The sequence below is a fragment of the Pseudonocardia broussonetiae genome (assembly GCF_013155125.1).
Taxonomy (GTDB): domain Bacteria; phylum Actinomycetota; class Actinomycetes; order Mycobacteriales; family Pseudonocardiaceae; genus Pseudonocardia; species Pseudonocardia broussonetiae.
This window is the reverse complement of the sequence record NZ_CP053564.1, coordinates 4,472,507-4,487,476: the sequence shown is the minus strand read 5'-3', so window position 1 is coordinate 4,487,476 and position 14,970 is coordinate 4,472,507. Positions and strand designations below refer to the sequence as shown.

Sequence of the window (14,970 nt, the reverse complement as noted above, 5' to 3'; positions counted from 1 at the left end):
TGCCTCGTGCTCCACCAGGACGGTAGTCGTTAGTGCCCTCACGTCAACCGGTCGCCGTCATCGGGCAGTCTCGACGGCCCCGGCGATCCGCAGGGCGGCGAGCCCGTCGGCGAACGTCGGGACGTCGGCGGCGTCGCCCGTCGCGAGGGCCCGCACGAGCCGCGTGAACGGCTCGACCGGGGACCCCGACGCCGCCACCAGCTCGCGCGGCGCGTCGTCCCCGACCCGGGCGCCCGAGAGCCGCACCGGGAAGTGCCCGGTGTGCCCGGCCGCCTCGGCCAGCAGCATCCCCTCGGAGCCGTGGACGACGAGCCGGAAGCCGGCGCCGAACCGCGCGATCCACGACGAGTGCACCGAGCAGACCGCCCCGTCGGGCGTGCGCGCCGTCCACGCCGCGGAGTCGACGCTGTCGGCCGGCACCCGCCCGTCCCACAGCGGCTCGCGGCGGGCCGCGCTCCCCCGCACGTCGGTGAGGTCGCCGAAGACGAACCGCAGCAGGTCGGCGGTGTGCAGGCCGTGCACCCGCAGCGAGCTCGCGCCGTGCGCGGCGTCGGCGCACCAGCCCGACGAGGCGATCGCCCGCTCCGTGGTGAACGTCGGGTAGAGCGCGGTGGCGGCGACGTTGTCGACCCGCCCGACGTACCCGTCGGCCACCAGCCTGCGCAGCTCGGTGACCCCCGGCCAGAACCGCGACTGCATGTCGACGAACCCGCGGTCGCCCGCCGCCCCGAGCATCGCCTCCCCGTCCGCGACGGTCGGCGCGAGCGGGGCCTCGCACAGCACCCGCTTGCCCGCGGCCAGCGCCGCCTCGACCATGGGCCGGTGGCGGCTGGGCCGGGTGGCGACGTCGACGAGGTCGACGTCCGGGTCGGCGCACAGCGCCTGGAACCCGACGTGGGCCCGCGGGATGCCGTGCTCCTGCGCCGCCGCCTCGGCCGTGTCGCGGTGCGCGGTCGCCACGGCGACCAGCTCCACCAGCCCCTCGGCCGCCAGCGCCGCGTAGGCCGGCAGGTGCGTGCCCTCGGCGTAGGCGACGCCGACGATCCCGACGCGCAGCGGGGAGCGCGCCGTCACGCCGGCACCGCGGGCCGCTCCAGCGCGGGCAGCACCTCGGTCCCGAACAGCTCCATCGCCTGCAGCACCGCGGCGTTGTCGGGCCCGGTCGGGTAGCGGAAGATCATCAGGAAGTCGTCGACGCCGGCCTCGTCGCGGAAGCGCCCGATCGTCTCGACGCACTCCTGCGGCGTGCCGAACACGAAGCGGTCCTTGACGAACTCCTCGAGCGTGATCTCCGACGACGACGTGACGCCGGGCAGGTCGGTGATCGCGCCGTAGTCGAACAGCGTGCGGGCCATGGCCAGCGCCGTGTCCCCGAACTCCTCCAGCGCCGCCTCCCGTGAGGTGTAGGGCCAGCAGAACCGGATCGACGTGACGTGCGGCGTGCGACCCTGCGCCTCGGCGGCGGCGCGGTAGTCCGCGGCCATCGCCGACATCGTCGGCAGCGACATGAGCGCGTTGGTGATCCAGCCGTCGGCGAGGCGGCCGGCGCGGCGCAGGCCGCCGGGCGTCCACGCCGCGAGGTGCAGGGGCACGCCCCCGGCCTGCACGGGCTTCGGGATGACCGACACGTCGTCGAAGGAGTAGATCTCGTCGGCGAAGGAGAACCGGTCCCGGGTGTGCGCGGCCCGCAGGATGCGCACGGTCTCGTCGAAGCGCTGGGCGCGGTCGTCCCAGCTCACGCCGACCGTCGAGTAGTCGACGGGCATGTAGCCCGCGCCCAGTCCGAGCCAGGCGCGGCCGCCGGAGAGCTGGTCGAGCATGGCGGCGTCCTGCGCGAGCTCCACCGGGTTGTAGAGCGGCGCGATCGCGATGGCCGTGCCGACCTTCACCCGGCGCGTGCGCGCCGCGATCGCGAAGGCCAGGTGCAGCGGCGAGCCGAAGTACTCCTCGGAGTACTTGTGCTCGGTGGTCAGCGCGGCGGAGAAGCCGAGCCGGTCGGCGGCCTCGGCCTGCTCGAGGATCTCCCCCAGCACGGTGTGCGGGTCTCCGGTGACCAGGCCTTGCGTGAACAGGACTCCGACGGACATCGGTGACTCCTCAGGAACGGGGGGTGTCGAGGTGGACCAGCGCGATCTTCGTGTCGAGCATCGAGGGCATCCCCGCGTGCAGGACGGTGCCGTGGTGCGCGCGGTCGTCGACGCCGCGGGCCGCGGCGCGCCCGGCCAGGCGCCCGAGGGTGAGGCCGCCGCAGATGTGGACGCCGCCGAGGTCGGAGACGGGGTTGAGGCCGCCGACGCAGTCGCCGGCGGCGAACAGCCCGCTGATCGGCGTGCCGAACACGTCGACGACCTGCAGGTCGGTGGTGACGCGGAACCCGCCGCAGCAGAAGTTGACGCCCTCCACCATCGGCACGGCCGTGAACGGCGCGGTGGCGCAGCGGCGCCGGCGCGGCGGCAGCACGACGCGGCCGAACTCCGGGTCCTGCTCGGCATCGGTGGCGAGGAACGCGTTCCAGCCCTCGACCGTGCGGGTCAGCGCGGCGGCGGGGACCCCGATGGCGTCGGCCAGGGCGTCGAGGGTGTCGGCCTGCACGGGCGGCTCGGGCATCTGCCCGATCAGGCCGGCCTTCTCGCGCGCCACCTCCTCGTCGACGACGTACCAGGCGCGGCGCCCGGGCTGCTCGTGCAGCCGTTCGACGCGCTCCTCGTAGGGGCCCGCCTCGTCGTGGAACCGCTCCCCCGCCGCGTTGACCGCGATCGCGTCCTCCACCACCGACGACGACACGATCACCAGCGGCGGCACGAACGTCATGTTGACGAGGTCGCCGCCGACGGCCTGGCCCATCAGGTGCCCGTCGCCGCGGCAGGTGTCGACGCCCAGGTAGGGGGCCCGGGCGACGAACTCCGGCTGGTAGCGGCGGCGCAGCTCGGGGTTGGACTGGTAGCCACCGGTGGCCAGCACGACCCCGCGCCGGGCGTGCAGCGCGTACCGCTGCCCGTCGGCCAGGCCGTGCGCGAGCACGCCGGTGACCCGGCCGTCCTCGGTGACGAGCCGGTCGGCGACCGTCTCGAACAGCGTGGTGACGGCGGGCAGGTCGAAGTCCGGCCGGAACGCCCGGCCCAGCATCCAGCTGTCCTCGACGGCGGCCATCCGGTCGACGGTGTGCTGGCGCGGCCGCGGGATGAACCGCGAGAAGCGCACGCCGCGCCCGGTGAGGATGCGGTAGGTCTCCGCGCTCTCGCGGGCGAACAGCCGCACCAGCTCCTCGTCCCACTCGACGCCGAACCGGTCGCGCGCCTCCTCGACCATCGCCCGGGCGTCGGCGACGAAGGTCTCCACGTCGTCGGTGATGCCCTGCTCGCGCTGCATCTCCGAGTCGACGAAGGCCAGGTAGCCGGTGGACCAGACCGCGTTGCCGCCGATGTGCTCCATCGCCTCGACGGCGACCACCTCCGCCCCCTCCGCGGCCGCCTCGGCGACGGCGGCCATGCCGGCGGGGCCGGTGCCGAGCACGACGACGTCGGCGGTGAGGGTCCGGACGGGTTCGGCCACGCTGTCCTCCGAGTGTCCTCCGAGTGGGCTGGGTCACCGAGACTCCCGCAGCGCCGGAGCGTCGTCAAGGGACTGACGACGCACGCCTGCGCTCTGGACGTCGGCGACCCGCCGTTGCTAGCGTCGCTAGGGACAGCACGCCGCATTCCGGCGCCGGACGCAGCGAGGCGGGCCATGCAGACGATCACGCTCGACGGGTACGCGGACGTCCGCGAGGCCTACCGCCAGCACGACCTGAAGCAGGCGCTCTACGACGCCGGCGGGGTCGTGATGGCCGACAGCCTGCTCGTGCTGCACGGCGGCGAGCACCGGCGCCGGCGCCGCGTCGAGAACCGCCTGTTCCGCCGCGGCACGTTCCGGTACTGGGAGAAGGCGTTCCTGCGCGACGTCGTGCACGACACGCTCGCGCCGTTCCGCGCCGCCGGCCGCGCCGACCTCCTGGAGATCGGCTACCGCACGATCATGAACCTGACGGCGATGGTGGCCGGGATCGACCAGCCGACCGGCAGCCCCGAGGAGACCGACGAGCTCTACCGGTTCGCCAAGAAGTTCTCCGAGGGCGCGACGATGGTGCACACCACCCGCGACCCCGAGGTCGTGCGGGCCGAGGTGCAGGCCGCGCTCGACGACTTCGACCGCGTCTTCCTGCAGCCCTCGATCACCCGGCGCCGCGCGCTGCTGGAGCGGTTCGCCGCCGGGGAGGTCACCGAGGACGACCTGCCCCGCGACGTCCTCACCGCGCTGCTGCGCAACTGGGACGAGCTCGGCATCGACGAGGACGTCCTGCGCCGCGAGTGCGCCTTCTACCTGCAGGCCGGCTCGCACAGCACGGCCGACGCGTTCAGCCACGCCGCCGACGACTGGTTCACCTGGGCGCAGCGCGACCCGGAGGCGGCCGACCGCGCCCGCCGCGACCCGGCGCTGCTGCAGCGCTGCGTCTACGAGACGCTGCGGCTGCACCCGGCGAGCCCGGTGGCCCAGCGCCGCGCCCTCGCGCCCATCACGCTGCGCGGCGGCACCGAGATCCCCGAGGGGTCGTTCGTGGTGCTCGACATCGCGGGCGCCAACCGCGACGCGCGGGTGTTCGAGCGGCCCGAGGAGTACGACCCGATGCGGGAGGTCCCCGCCGACGTCCCGCGCTGGGGCCACGCCTTCGGCGGCGGCATGCACGCCTGCATCGGCACCGAGCTCGCCGGCGGCGTGCCGTCGCCCGAGCAGCCCACCCCGGAGCAGGCCCACGAGCAGGTGCTCGGCACCGTCACGCTCATGCTCGACGCCCTGCTCACCGCCGGTGCCCGGCCCGATCCCGCCGACCCGCCCCGGCGCGACCCGCACTCGGCGCGCGACCACTTCGCCGCCTACCCGGTGGTCTTCGACGCCCCGTGATCGTCCGGTGGCCCATGGTGATCCTTGCCCTCGGTCAGCCTCGACGTTAGGTTCCTAACGCCGGAGTCCGTGACTGCGGGCACAGGTCGCTGGAGACGAGGAGGTCCGCAGCATGGGATCCATGGTCGGTGCATCGGTGGTCCGCAAGGAGGACCCCGCCCTGCTCACCGGACGCGGCACGTTCGTCGACGACATCCGGCTCCCCGGCACCGTCCACATGGTCTTCGTGCGCAGCTACCTCGCCCACGCGCGGATCGTGTCGATCGACACCGCCGAGGCGGCGCGGCTGCCCGGCGTGCTCGGGGTGTGGACCCACGCCGACCTGGAGGGCCTGCCCGCCACCCGCTCCGTCCCCGGCATGGAGCGCCCGTGCCTGGCCACGGGCAAGGTCCACTTCGTCGGCGAGCCGGTGGCCGTCGTCGTCGCCACCGACCGCTACCTCGCCGCCGACGCCGCCGAGGCCGTCGTCGTGGAGTACGAGGAGCTGCCGGTCATGGCCTCGATCGCCGCGGCCACGGCCGAGGGCGCGACGCCGATCCTCGACGGGCTGCCCTCGAACGTGGTCCTGGAGCAGCAGCTCTCGGCCACCGACGCCGAGGCCGAGCTCGCCGCCGCCCCGCACCGGCTCGCGTTCGCGCTGGTCAACCAGCGCTGCGCCGCCGTGCCGATGGAGCCGACCGTCTGCCTGTCCGACTGGCAGTCCTCGGGCCTGACGATCTGGGGCACCAGCCAGACCCCGCACCACATGCGCAACGAGATCGCGCAGATGTTCGGGCTGTCCCAGCAGGAGGTGCGGTTCGTCGCGCCCGACGTGGGCGGCGGCTTCGGCGCGAAGGCCTCGTTCTACCCGGAGTTCCTGCTCACCGCGGAGCTCTCCCGCCGGCTGCGCCGCCCCGTCAAGTACGTGGAGACGCGCAGCGAGAACATGACGTCGATGGTCCACGGGCGGGCCCAGCAGCACGACGTCGAGGTCGGCTTCGACGACGAGGGCCGCCTGCTCGCCCTGCGCGTCCGCATCACGCAGGACTGCGGCGGCTGGCCCGACGCCACCGGCATCGGCCTGCCCACGCTCACCTCGTTCATGTCCGGCGGCTGCTACCGGATCCCGACGATCGCGCCCAGCTTCCGCTCGGTCGTCACCAACACCACCCCGGTCGGCTCCTACCGCGGCGCCGGGCGCCCCGAGGCCTCGTACATGATCGAGCGGGTCGTCGACCACGTCGCCGCCGAGCTGGGCATGGACCCCCTCGAGGTCCGGCGCGCCAACTTCGTCCAGCCCGGCGAGATGCCCTACGCGACGCAGTTCGAGGGCATCGTCTACGACGAGGCCGACTTCCCGGGCTGCCTGGACAAGCTCCTCGAGCACGTCGACTACGAGGCGCTGCGGACGGAGCAGGCCGCGCTGCGCAACGACCCGGAGGCGCCGCTGCTGGGCATCGGGTTCTCGACGTTCGTCGAGATGGGCGGCTTCGGCCCGACCCCGCTGTTCGAGCAGTTCGGCTACGTCGGCGGCTGGGAGTCGGCCAACGTCCGGCTCAACGTCGACGGCTCCGCCGTGATCAAGGTCGGCACGAGCCCGCACGGGCAGGGCCACCAGACCGCGTTCGCGCAGATCGTGGCCGACCAGCTGTCGGTGCCGTTCGAGCGGATCACGCTGATCCACGGCGACACCGCCACCGTGCAGGAGGGCATCGGCACGATGGGCAGCCGCGGCGTGCCGGTCGGCGGCTCGGCGGTGTTCAAGGCGGCCAACAAGGTGCGCGACAAGGCCATCCGGATCGCGGCGCACATGCTGGAGGCCGACGAGTCCGACATCGAGCTCGCCGACGGCCGCTTCTCCGTGCGCGGCGCGCCCCAGCAGGGCGTCGACATGGCCGAGGTCGCGGTGCGCGCGTTCAAGCCGCACCTGCTGCCCGACGGCTTCGACCTCGGCCTGGACGAGACCGCGTTCCACGAGCCGAGCAACCTGTCCTACCCCTCGGGCGCGCACTGCTGCGTCGTCGAGATCGACCGCGGCACCGGCAAGGTGCGCATCCGCCGCTACGTCGCCGTCGACGACTGCGGCACGGTGATCAACCCGCTGATGGCGAAGGGCCAGATCCACGGCGGCGTCGCGCAGGGGATCGCGCAGGCGCTGATCGAGGAGGTCACCTACGGCGCCGACGGGCAGCCCGGCGCGGGCACGCTCGTCGACTACACGCTGCCCTCCTCCAAGGACCTCCCCCGCTACGAGACCGACCACGTCGTCACGCCGACGAGCTTCAACCCGCTGGGCGCCAAGGGCCTCGGCGAGTCCGGCGCCACCGCGGCCCCGCAGGCCGTCGTCAACGCCGTCGTCGACGCGATGGGCCACCTCGGGGTCCGCACGATCGACATGCCCTGCACCCCGCAGAAGGTCTGGCGGACGTTGAACGCCGCGCTGGCCTCGCAGTCCGAGTCCGCCCACCAGAACGGGAGCTGATTCCTCCATGTCCCACCACAAGGTCCGGATCACCGTCAACGGCACGGCGGGCGAGGACGAGGTCGAGGCCCGCCAGCTGCTCGTGCACTACCTGCGCGAGACCCGCGCGCTCACCGGCACCCACGTCGGCTGCGACACCTCCAACTGCGGCGCCTGCACCGTGATGGTCGACGGGCGGACCGTGAAGTCGTGCACGGTCCTCACCGTCACCGCCGACGGCACCGACGTCCTGACCGTCGAGGGCCTCGACGAGGAGGGCGAGATGTCGCCGGTGCAGAAGGGCTTCCAGGCCTGCCACGGGCTGCAGTGCGGGTACTGCACGCCGGGCATGGTCATGTCCGCCACCGGGCTGCTGCTCGAGCAGCCCGACCCCGACGACGACGCCATCCGCGAGGGCATCGAGGGCAACCTCTGCCGCTGCACCGGCTACGACATGATCGTCGACTCCGTCCGATGGGCCGCCGCCCACGGTGGCGCGGGCACCGCCGCCACCGCCCACGCCGCACACGCCGAGGGGAGCTGACGTGGCCGCCGTGCTCCGCGGGCTCGAGGGGAAGAACGTCCTGATCACCGGGGCGGCGAAGGGGCAGGGCTTCAGCCACGCCAAGGCCTTCGCCGATGCGGGCGCCGACATCGCCGCGCTCGACATCACCGAGCCGATCGCCGACATCTACCCGCTCGCCACCGCCGCGATGCTGGACGACACCGTCGCCGCCATCGAGGACCTCGACCGCCGGGTCATCCCGCTGCCCTGCGACATCCGCGACGAGAGCCAGGTGGAGTCCTCGGTCGCGAAGGCGCTCGACTTCTTCGACGGCCGCATCGACATCCTGGTGTGCAACGCCGGCGTCGCCGCGCTCGACACGATCCAGGGCATGCGCAGCCACGTCCTCGACGCGGTGTTCGACACGATCGTCAAGGGCCACGTGTACGTCGCCAAGTACGTCGTGCCGAACATGATCGGACGGCGGTCGGGCAAGATCGTCAACATCTCGTCGGGCGTGACCGGGTCCGGGCACGCCCAGCTCTCGCACTACGTCGCGGCCAAGCACGCCATCCAGGGCCTCACGTCGGCGTGGGCGTTCGAGCTCGCGGAGTTCGACATCAACGTCAACTGCGTCGCCCCGGCGACCATCCGCCCCGGCGAGGGCCAGGGGTCCGGGATGGTGCTCGGGCTGGCCGGCGAGGTCGGCATGACCGCCGACGACGCCTACGAGATGTTCTCCTCCGCCGGCAACATGCCGGGGCCGAAGTGGCGGACGGAGATGCACAACATCACCGACGCCGTGCTGTTCCTCGCCTCCGACAACGCCGACCAGATCACCGGTCACGTCCTGCGCGTCGACGCGGGGCAGGGGGCCCGCTAGCGGGCGGGGTCCGCCGCGCTCAGAGCAGCGCGCGGTGGGCCCCGCCGTCCACCGGCACCGCCGTCCCCGTGAGGAACCCGGCCTGCCGCGAGCACAGGAACGCGACCACCGCGCCGAAGTCGTCGGCGCTGCCGACCGGGACGTCGGGCAGGCCGCCGTCGTTCATGCTGCGCAGCCGCGCCGTGTCGTGGAAGCCCGGGAGCACCGAGTTGACGGTGACGCCGTCGGCGGCCGACTCCGTGGCGAGCGTCTTGAGGAAGCCGGTGACCCCGGCCCGTGCGGTGTTGGACAGCACGAGGTTCGGGTAGGGCTGGCGCACGCCCAGCGACGTGATCGCGACGATCCGCCCCCACCCGGACGCGCGCATCGCAGGCATGGCGGCCAGGCACATGTGCACGACCGCGAGCAGGCTGCGCTCCAGCGCCGCCGGGTAGGCCTCGGCGGGCGTCTCCAGCGCCGTGCCGGGGGCCGGACCGGGGCCGTTGGTGACGAGGATGTCGACGCCCCCCATCAGCCGGCCCGCCTCCTCGACGAACCGCGTGCCCTCCTCGGGCCGGGTCAGGTCGGCCACGACGAACGCGGCCCCGATCCGCTCGGCGGCGTCCATCGCGCGCGCCTCGTCGGAGCCGCAGATCGTGACCCGCGCCCCCTCCGCCGCGAGCGCCGCGGCGCACGCGAAGCCCAACCCACCGCTGGCCGCGGCCACCGCCGCCCGACGTCCCGAGATCCCGAGGTCCACGCCGCCCATCGGACCAGGTGCGGCGGCGTGGATCAAGGCGGGGCGGGGGCGGGTGCACGAACTGGCGCGATCCGGTGCCCGCAGTGGTGCCTGCGGGGGCCCGCGTCCCCCTACTGTCCCGGGCAGCGGGGCCGACGAGCCCCGCTGAGCGGGAGGTGGAGCATGGGTCCGCAGCGTCCGTCGGCGGCGGTGGCACCGGTGCGGCACCTCGTCGCGGCGGCCGAGACCGGTGACGGGGCGCGGTTCGCGACCCTGCTGGCCGAGTCGTCCGCCCCGGTCCGCGTGCGGCCCCTGACCGACGGCGTCTTCCACAGCGCCGTGCGCAGCGCCGCCGCCGGCGACGTCCGCGTCTCGGTGGTGAGCGGCAGCCCGTGCACCGTGACGCGCGGGCTCGACCTGATCGGCAGCGGCGACCCCGGGGTGCTGGTCGTGGCCCTGCCGCGGACCGGGCGGGCCGAGGTCGAGCAGGACGGGCGCCGCTGCCTCGTCGAGCCCGGGGGCCTGGTCAACTACGTCACCTCGCGGCCCTACGAGGTGACGTTCCGCGAGGCCTACGAGATGGTCGTCGTCTCGATCCCGCTGACGGCGCTGGGCGCGCACGCCGACACCCTCGCCGGGCGCACGGCCGTCGCGGTCGCCACCGACACGGGCCCCCGCGACGTCGTGGCGACGCTGTTCGGCACGCTCGCCGCGAAGATCGACGGCTGCACCGCGGGCGAGGCGAGCTGCAGCACCGAGTACCTCGCGGACGCGATCGTCTCGCTGGCCATCGCGGAGCTGGTCGACATCCCGCCGCACGGGGCGGGCGACGACCTCGCCGACCGCGTGCTCGCCCACTGCCTCGCGCACCTGTCCGACCCCGGCCTCACCGTCGAGTCCGTCGCGCGCGCCCACGCGGTGTCGGTGCGCTACCTGCACAAGGTCCTCGCCCCGCGCGACATCACGCTCTCGGCCTGGATCCGCACGCAGCGCCTGGAGCGCATCTGCCGCGACCTCGCCGACGAGTCGCTGCGCGGGCGCACCGCGTCCGCCGTGGCCGCGCGCTGGGGGCTGACCGACGCGCGGCACCTGAGCCGCGCGCTGCGGGCCGAGTTCGGCACGACCGCGACCGAGATCCGCCGGTCCGGGCGCCGCGCGGCCGGCTGACCCACCCGTCCGCCGACCCGGCGGACGGCCGCACCAGCAGAGTCCACTGTGGAGGAAGCATGTCCGTCGTCACGAGCGAGCAGAGGGTCGCGATCGTCACCGGGGCGTCGCGCGGCATCGGCGCCGGCGTCGTGGAGGGCTACCGCAAGCACGGGTACGCCGTGGTCGCGACGTCGCGGTCGATCGCCGCGTCCGACGACCCGCAGGTGCTCGCGGTCGCCGGCGACCTCGCCGACCCCGCGACCGCGGCCCGCGTCGTCGACGCGGCGCTGGAGCGGTTCGGCCGGGTCGACACGCTGGTCAACAACGCCGGCGTCTTCATCGCCAAGCCGTTCACCGCGTGCACCGACGACGACCTCGCCACCGCGGTCGGGCTCAACCTCGCCGGCTTCTTCCGCATCACGCAGCGGGCGGTCGCGGCCATGCTCGAGCGCGGGTCGGGGCACGTCGTCACCGTCACGACCTCGCTCGTCGACCACGCTCTGAGCGTGGTGCCCTCGGTGCTCGCCTCGCTCACCAAGGGCGGGCTGGACGCCGCGACGCGGTCGCTGGCGATCGAGCTCGCCGGCTCGGGGGTGCGGGTGAACGCCCTGTCGCCGGGCATCATCAAGACGCCGATGCACCCCGTCGAGGCCCACGGCGCCTACGCCGGGCTGCACCCGCTCGGGCGGATGGGCGAGATCGAGGAGATCGTCCACGGCGTGCTCTACCTCGAGACGGCGTCGTTCGTGACGGGCGAGACGCTGCACGTCGACGGCGGCCAGAGCGCGGGGCATTGAGCGACGCCGCCACTCCGCCCGACGTCAGCGGCGCGCCTGCGGCAGCTCCACCACGACGCGCAGCCCGCCGCCGTCGCGCGGGGCGAGCGTGAGGGTGCCGCCGTGCGCCCGGGCGATGCTGGCGACGATGGCCAGGCCGAGGCCGGCCCCCGCGTGGTGGGTGCGGGTGCGCTCGGCGCCGCGCTGGAACGGCTCGACCAGCGTGGCGACGACCTGCGGCGCCAGCACCGCGCCGGTGTTCTCGACGGTGAGCACCACGCCGCCGGGGCCGGTGCCGGTGCCGACCTCCACGGTGCCCCGCTCCGCGTTGTGGACGATCGCGTTGTGGACCAGGTTCGTGGTCATCTGCAGCAGGAGTGCGGGCGAGCCGGTGGTGGGGGCGGCGTCGCCCGTGGTCTCGACGGTCACCCCGCGCTCCTCCGCGAACGGCAGCAGCGTCTCGGTCGCCTCCTCCGCCAGCAGCGACAGGTCCACCTCCTCCCGGCCGAACGACCCCTGGTCGGCGCGGCTGAGCAGGAGCAGGGCCTCGGTGAGCTCGATCGCCCGGGCGTTGACGACGTGCAGGCGCTCGACGAGCTCGCCGGTGTCGCGGGCGGGGTCCTCGCGGGCGACGTCCAGCAGCGCCTGCGTGATCGCCAGCGGGGTGCGCAGCTCGTGGGAGGCGTTCGCCGCGAACCGCTGCTGCTCGGCGACGTGCGCCTCCAGCCGGGCGAGCATGGCGTCGAAGGAGTCGGCGAGCCGGCGGAACTCGTCGTCGCGGCCCTCCAGCCGGATCCGGTGCGCCAGCGAGCCCTCGGCGGCCCGGCGCGTGGCGTCGGTGATCCGGGTCAGCGGCGCGAGCATGCGCCCGGCGAGGACCCACCCGCCGAGCAGGCCGAACACCAGCAGGAAGCCCAGCACGGCCGCGGCCCGCGGGGCGAAGGCGCGCTGCAGGTCCGAGCGCGACGGGATGAACAGGCCCGGCGCCCCGGACGGCGGCACCGGGGAGACGATCACCTCGGGCACGTAGCGCAGCAGGAACACCCACACCACGGCGAGCAGCAGGGCCCCGGCGACCATGAGGAACCCGGCGTAGCTCAGGGTCAGCTTGAGGCGGACGCTCAGCCCGGGCGCCCGGTCCACGTCCCCTCCTCCCCGCGCGGGCCGTCGACGTCGATGCGGTAGCCGACGCCGGGCACCGTGGCGATGACCCCGGGCTCGCCGAGCCGCTTGCGCAGGGCCGAGACGGTGATGCGCACGGCGTTGGTGAACGGGTCGGCGTTCTCGTCCCACGCCCGCTCCAGCAGCTCCTCGGCGCTGACGACCCCGCCCCCGGCCGCGACGAGGACCTCGAGCACGGCGAACTGCTTGCGCGTGAGCGCGATGGGGTGGCCGTCGCGGCGGACCTCGCGGCGGAACGAGTCGACGCGCAGGCCCGCGAGCTCCAGCACCGGCGGCCGGTTGTGCGCGCGCCGGCGGTCGAGCGCGCGGAGCCGCAGGACGAGCTCGCGGAGGTCGAAGGGCTTGGTGAGGTAGTCGTCGGCGCCGAGGCCGAAGCCGGACGCCTTGTCGTCGAGCCGGTCGGCCGCCGTGAGCATCAGGATCGGCAGGCCGCTGCCGGAGGCGACGATCCGTGCGGCGACCTCGTCGCCCGACGGCCCGGGGATGTCGCGGTCGAGGACGGCGATGTCGTAGGCGTGGACGTCGAGCAGCTCCAGCGCGGTGTCGCCGTCACCGGCGATGTCGGCCGCGATGGCCTCCAGGCGCAGGCCGTCGCGGATGGCCTCGGCCAGGTAGGGCTCGTCCTCGACGATCAGCACGCGCATGAGGGTCCCGATGCTAGGGGCCGGGACCTGTCGTCGGCGTATCGAGAAGCGCGATCACCGCCCGCGGGAACGGATACGTTCTCGCAACACCGCCCCGGGTGGGATGGCCGCATGACCCTGTCCGCTCCGCCCCGCCGCACGCCGATCGTGCTCCTCGCCCTGGCGGTCCTCGCCGTGGCCGCCCTCGCGCACGTCCTGCGCCGCCCGCTCCTGATGGCCGCCCCGACCTGCCTGGCCGGCCGGTGGAACGGCTGCGGCGACACCGTCAACGGCGTGGCGCTGATGACGCTGGTCGCCCTGCCGCCCGCCGTGCTGGTGGTGGGGGTCCTGGCGCGCCGGCGCCGGGCCGCCGGCGCCGCCGGGGCGTGGCGGCTGTCGACGGCCGAGGTGGGGCTGGTCCTCGGGACGGTGCCGCTGGTGTGGATGACGCTGGTGCCGGGGTCGGGGGCCGGCGTCGTCCCGGGCCGGGTGAGCCTGGTCCCGCTGCAGGACCTGGTCACGATGGGGACGCTCGGGATCGTCGGCAACCTCCTGCTCTTCGCGGCCCTGGGGTTCTTCGCCCCGGTGCGGTTCGCCGCCCTGGCGTCGGTGCCGCGGGTCCTGGCGCTCGCGGCGGCGTGCTCGCTGCTGGTGGAGACGGCGCAGTACGTCCTGCAGCTGGACCGGGTGTCGTCGGTGGACGACGTGCTGCTCAACGCCCTCGGCGCCGTGCCCGCCGCGTGCGCGTCGCGGCGGTGGTGGCGGACCGCCGTGCGTCAGGCGGAGCCGGTCGGCCCGTAGCAGATGGTGTGCAGCCGGCCGATCAGCCGCCGCTGCTCGTCGTCGTCCAGCGGCGCGAGCAGCTCGCGCTGCACGGCGAGGACCTGCGGGGTGACCTCGTCGAACATCGCGACCGCGACCGCGGAGAGGGACAGCCGCTTGCGCCGCCCGTCGGACGCGTCGGGCTCGACCAGGAGCCACCCGCGGCGGGCCAGGCGCCGCACGACACCGGCGACGCTGGTCTTGTCGAGGGACGCGATGTCCCCGGCCGTCGACTGGTCCACGCCGTCGTTGGCGGCGATCGCGCAGAGCACCGCGTACTGCGGCGGGGTGATCACCCCGTCGATCCGCGCCGCCCACAGGGCCCCGTGCACCTGCTCCGAGCGGCGAACGAGGTGGCCCGGCGCCGTGCTGACGCTGACCACCTGCGCGTCCGGACGCGGCATCGGCGGCGGATCACCGGCGTACGCGACGCGGGCCAGCAGCCGCACGAAGTCGTCGCGCTCGTCGGGCCGCAGCGGTTCGAGCAGACGGCGCTGCACGTTCTGCACGCGCGGCGTCACACCGTTGAGCGCCGCGCCGGCGATCTTGGTCAGCTGCAGCGTCTTGCGCCGGCCGTCGAGGGGGTCCTGCACGCGGTGCACCCACCCGTCGCGCTCCAGCCGCGCCACGACGTCGGCGGCCGTCGACTTGTCCAGCGAGGCGGTGGCCCCCGCGGTCCGCTGGTCGAGGCCCGGGGTGTTCCGCAGCGCGCTGACGAGCGCGTACTGCGGGCTCGTGAGGTGCCCGTCGAGCTCCTCGGACCAGATCGCGGTGTGCACCTGCTGCGCCCGGCGGACCAGGTGCCCCGCGGTGGCGTCCAGCTGCGGGATCGTGGACGGAGCAACTCCCCCACTCGACCGCACACCCGCGAGCGCCGCGGCAGCTCCGGGTGCTTCCGCCATGACCACCCCGCTCGTGACGTGTACGTAGGAAG

The 14,970-nt window shown here is 74.3% G+C and carries 14 protein-coding genes; 7 read left to right on the top strand and 7 right to left on the bottom strand.

Annotation, left to right across the window (positions count from 1 at the left end):
• Positions 1–57: 57 nt before the first annotated feature.
• The 3 genes from HOP40_RS21965 to HOP40_RS21955 are packed head-to-tail and all read right to left on the bottom strand — an operon-like array spanning position 58 to position 3,552.
• Entirely contained in the window at positions 58–1,074 is a 1,017-nt protein-coding gene (locus tag HOP40_RS21965; protein ID WP_172161531.1) for a Gfo/Idh/MocA family protein, read from the bottom strand.
• Positions 1,071–2,087 (bottom strand): LLM class flavin-dependent oxidoreductase, encoded by a 1,017-nt coding sequence (locus tag HOP40_RS21960; RefSeq protein ID WP_172161529.1) that lies wholly within the window; start codon positions 2,085–2,087, stop codon positions 1,071–1,073. The genes HOP40_RS21965 and HOP40_RS21960 overlap by 4 nt, the downstream gene beginning before the upstream one ends.
• 10 nt (positions 2,088–2,097) lie before the next feature.
• A complete protein-coding gene (locus HOP40_RS21955) occupies positions 2,098–3,552 on the bottom strand; it encodes an FAD-dependent oxidoreductase (protein ID WP_240157200.1) in 1,455 nt (484 codons plus the stop codon).
• Positions 3,553–3,726: 174 nt separating this feature from the next.
• Between HOP40_RS21955 and HOP40_RS21950 the strand changes: the two genes are divergently transcribed.
• The 4 genes from HOP40_RS21950 to HOP40_RS21935 all read left to right on the top strand — a co-directional run bounded on the left by HOP40_RS21950 (position 3,727) and on the right by HOP40_RS21935 (position 8,766).
• A complete protein-coding gene (locus HOP40_RS21950) occupies positions 3,727–4,938 on the top strand; it encodes a cytochrome P450 (RefSeq protein ID WP_172161527.1) in 1,212 nt (403 codons plus the stop codon).
• Between the two features lie 121 nt (positions 4,939–5,059).
• On the top strand, positions 5,060–7,399 hold the full coding sequence (locus tag HOP40_RS21945; protein ID WP_240157199.1) for a xanthine dehydrogenase family protein molybdopterin-binding subunit: 2,340 nt from the start codon (positions 5,060–5,062) through the stop codon (positions 7,397–7,399).
• A 7-nt stretch (positions 7,400–7,406) separates the two neighbouring features.
• Positions 7,407–7,922, top strand: coding sequence for a (2Fe-2S)-binding protein (locus HOP40_RS21940; protein ID WP_172161523.1), 516 nt, complete (start codon positions 7,407–7,409; stop codon positions 7,920–7,922).
• Between the two features lies 1 nt (position 7,923).
• Positions 7,924–8,766 (top strand): SDR family NAD(P)-dependent oxidoreductase, encoded by an 843-nt coding sequence (locus HOP40_RS21935; RefSeq protein ID WP_172161521.1) that lies wholly within the window; start codon positions 7,924–7,926, stop codon positions 8,764–8,766.
• Between the two features lie 19 nt (positions 8,767–8,785).
• On the opposite strand, the gene HOP40_RS21930 is transcribed toward HOP40_RS21935, so the two are convergent.
• Positions 8,786–9,514: an SDR family oxidoreductase gene (locus tag HOP40_RS21930; RefSeq protein WP_240157198.1), complete on the bottom strand. Its 729-nt coding sequence runs from the start codon at positions 9,512–9,514 to the stop codon at positions 8,786–8,788.
• Positions 9,515–9,667: 153 nt separating this feature from the next.
• Here HOP40_RS21930 and HOP40_RS21925 point away from each other — a divergent pair, with 153 nt between their 5' ends.
• A complete protein-coding gene (locus tag HOP40_RS21925; RefSeq protein WP_172161517.1) occupies positions 9,668–10,651 on the top strand; it encodes an AraC-like ligand-binding domain-containing protein in 984 nt (327 codons plus the stop codon).
• Positions 10,652–10,710: 59 nt separating this feature from the next.
• Positions 10,711–11,430 carry an SDR family NAD(P)-dependent oxidoreductase gene (locus HOP40_RS21920; RefSeq protein ID WP_172161515.1) on the top strand — a complete coding sequence of 240 codons (720 nt, stop codon included), beginning with the start codon at positions 10,711–10,713 and terminating at the stop codon, positions 11,428–11,430.
• A gap of 24 nt (positions 11,431–11,454) precedes the next feature.
• Here the strand turns inward: HOP40_RS21920 and HOP40_RS21915 are convergent, their stop codons facing one another.
• Entirely contained in the window at positions 11,455–12,552 is a 1,098-nt protein-coding gene (locus HOP40_RS21915) for a sensor histidine kinase (RefSeq protein WP_172161513.1), read from the bottom strand.
• The gene (locus tag HOP40_RS21910; RefSeq protein WP_172161511.1) at positions 12,531–13,235 is read right to left on the bottom strand and encodes a response regulator transcription factor; all 705 of its coding nucleotides are present in this window, start codon (positions 13,233–13,235) and stop codon (positions 12,531–12,533) included. The genes HOP40_RS21915 and HOP40_RS21910 overlap by 22 nt, the downstream gene beginning before the upstream one ends.
• Positions 13,236–13,346: 111 nt before the next feature.
• Between HOP40_RS21910 and HOP40_RS21905 the strand changes: the two genes are divergently transcribed.
• Positions 13,347–14,015, top strand: a complete 669-nt coding sequence (locus HOP40_RS21905; RefSeq protein WP_172161509.1) for a VanZ family protein — start codon at positions 13,347–13,349, stop codon at positions 14,013–14,015.
• Here HOP40_RS21905 and HOP40_RS21900 read toward each other — a convergent pair.
• Complete coding sequence (locus tag HOP40_RS21900) at positions 13,991–14,938, bottom strand: MarR family winged helix-turn-helix transcriptional regulator (protein ID WP_172161507.1); 948 nt, start codon at positions 14,936–14,938, stop codon at positions 13,991–13,993. The two genes, HOP40_RS21905 and HOP40_RS21900, sit on opposite strands and share 25 nt — an antisense overlap.
• Positions 14,939–14,970 lie beyond the last annotated feature (32 nt).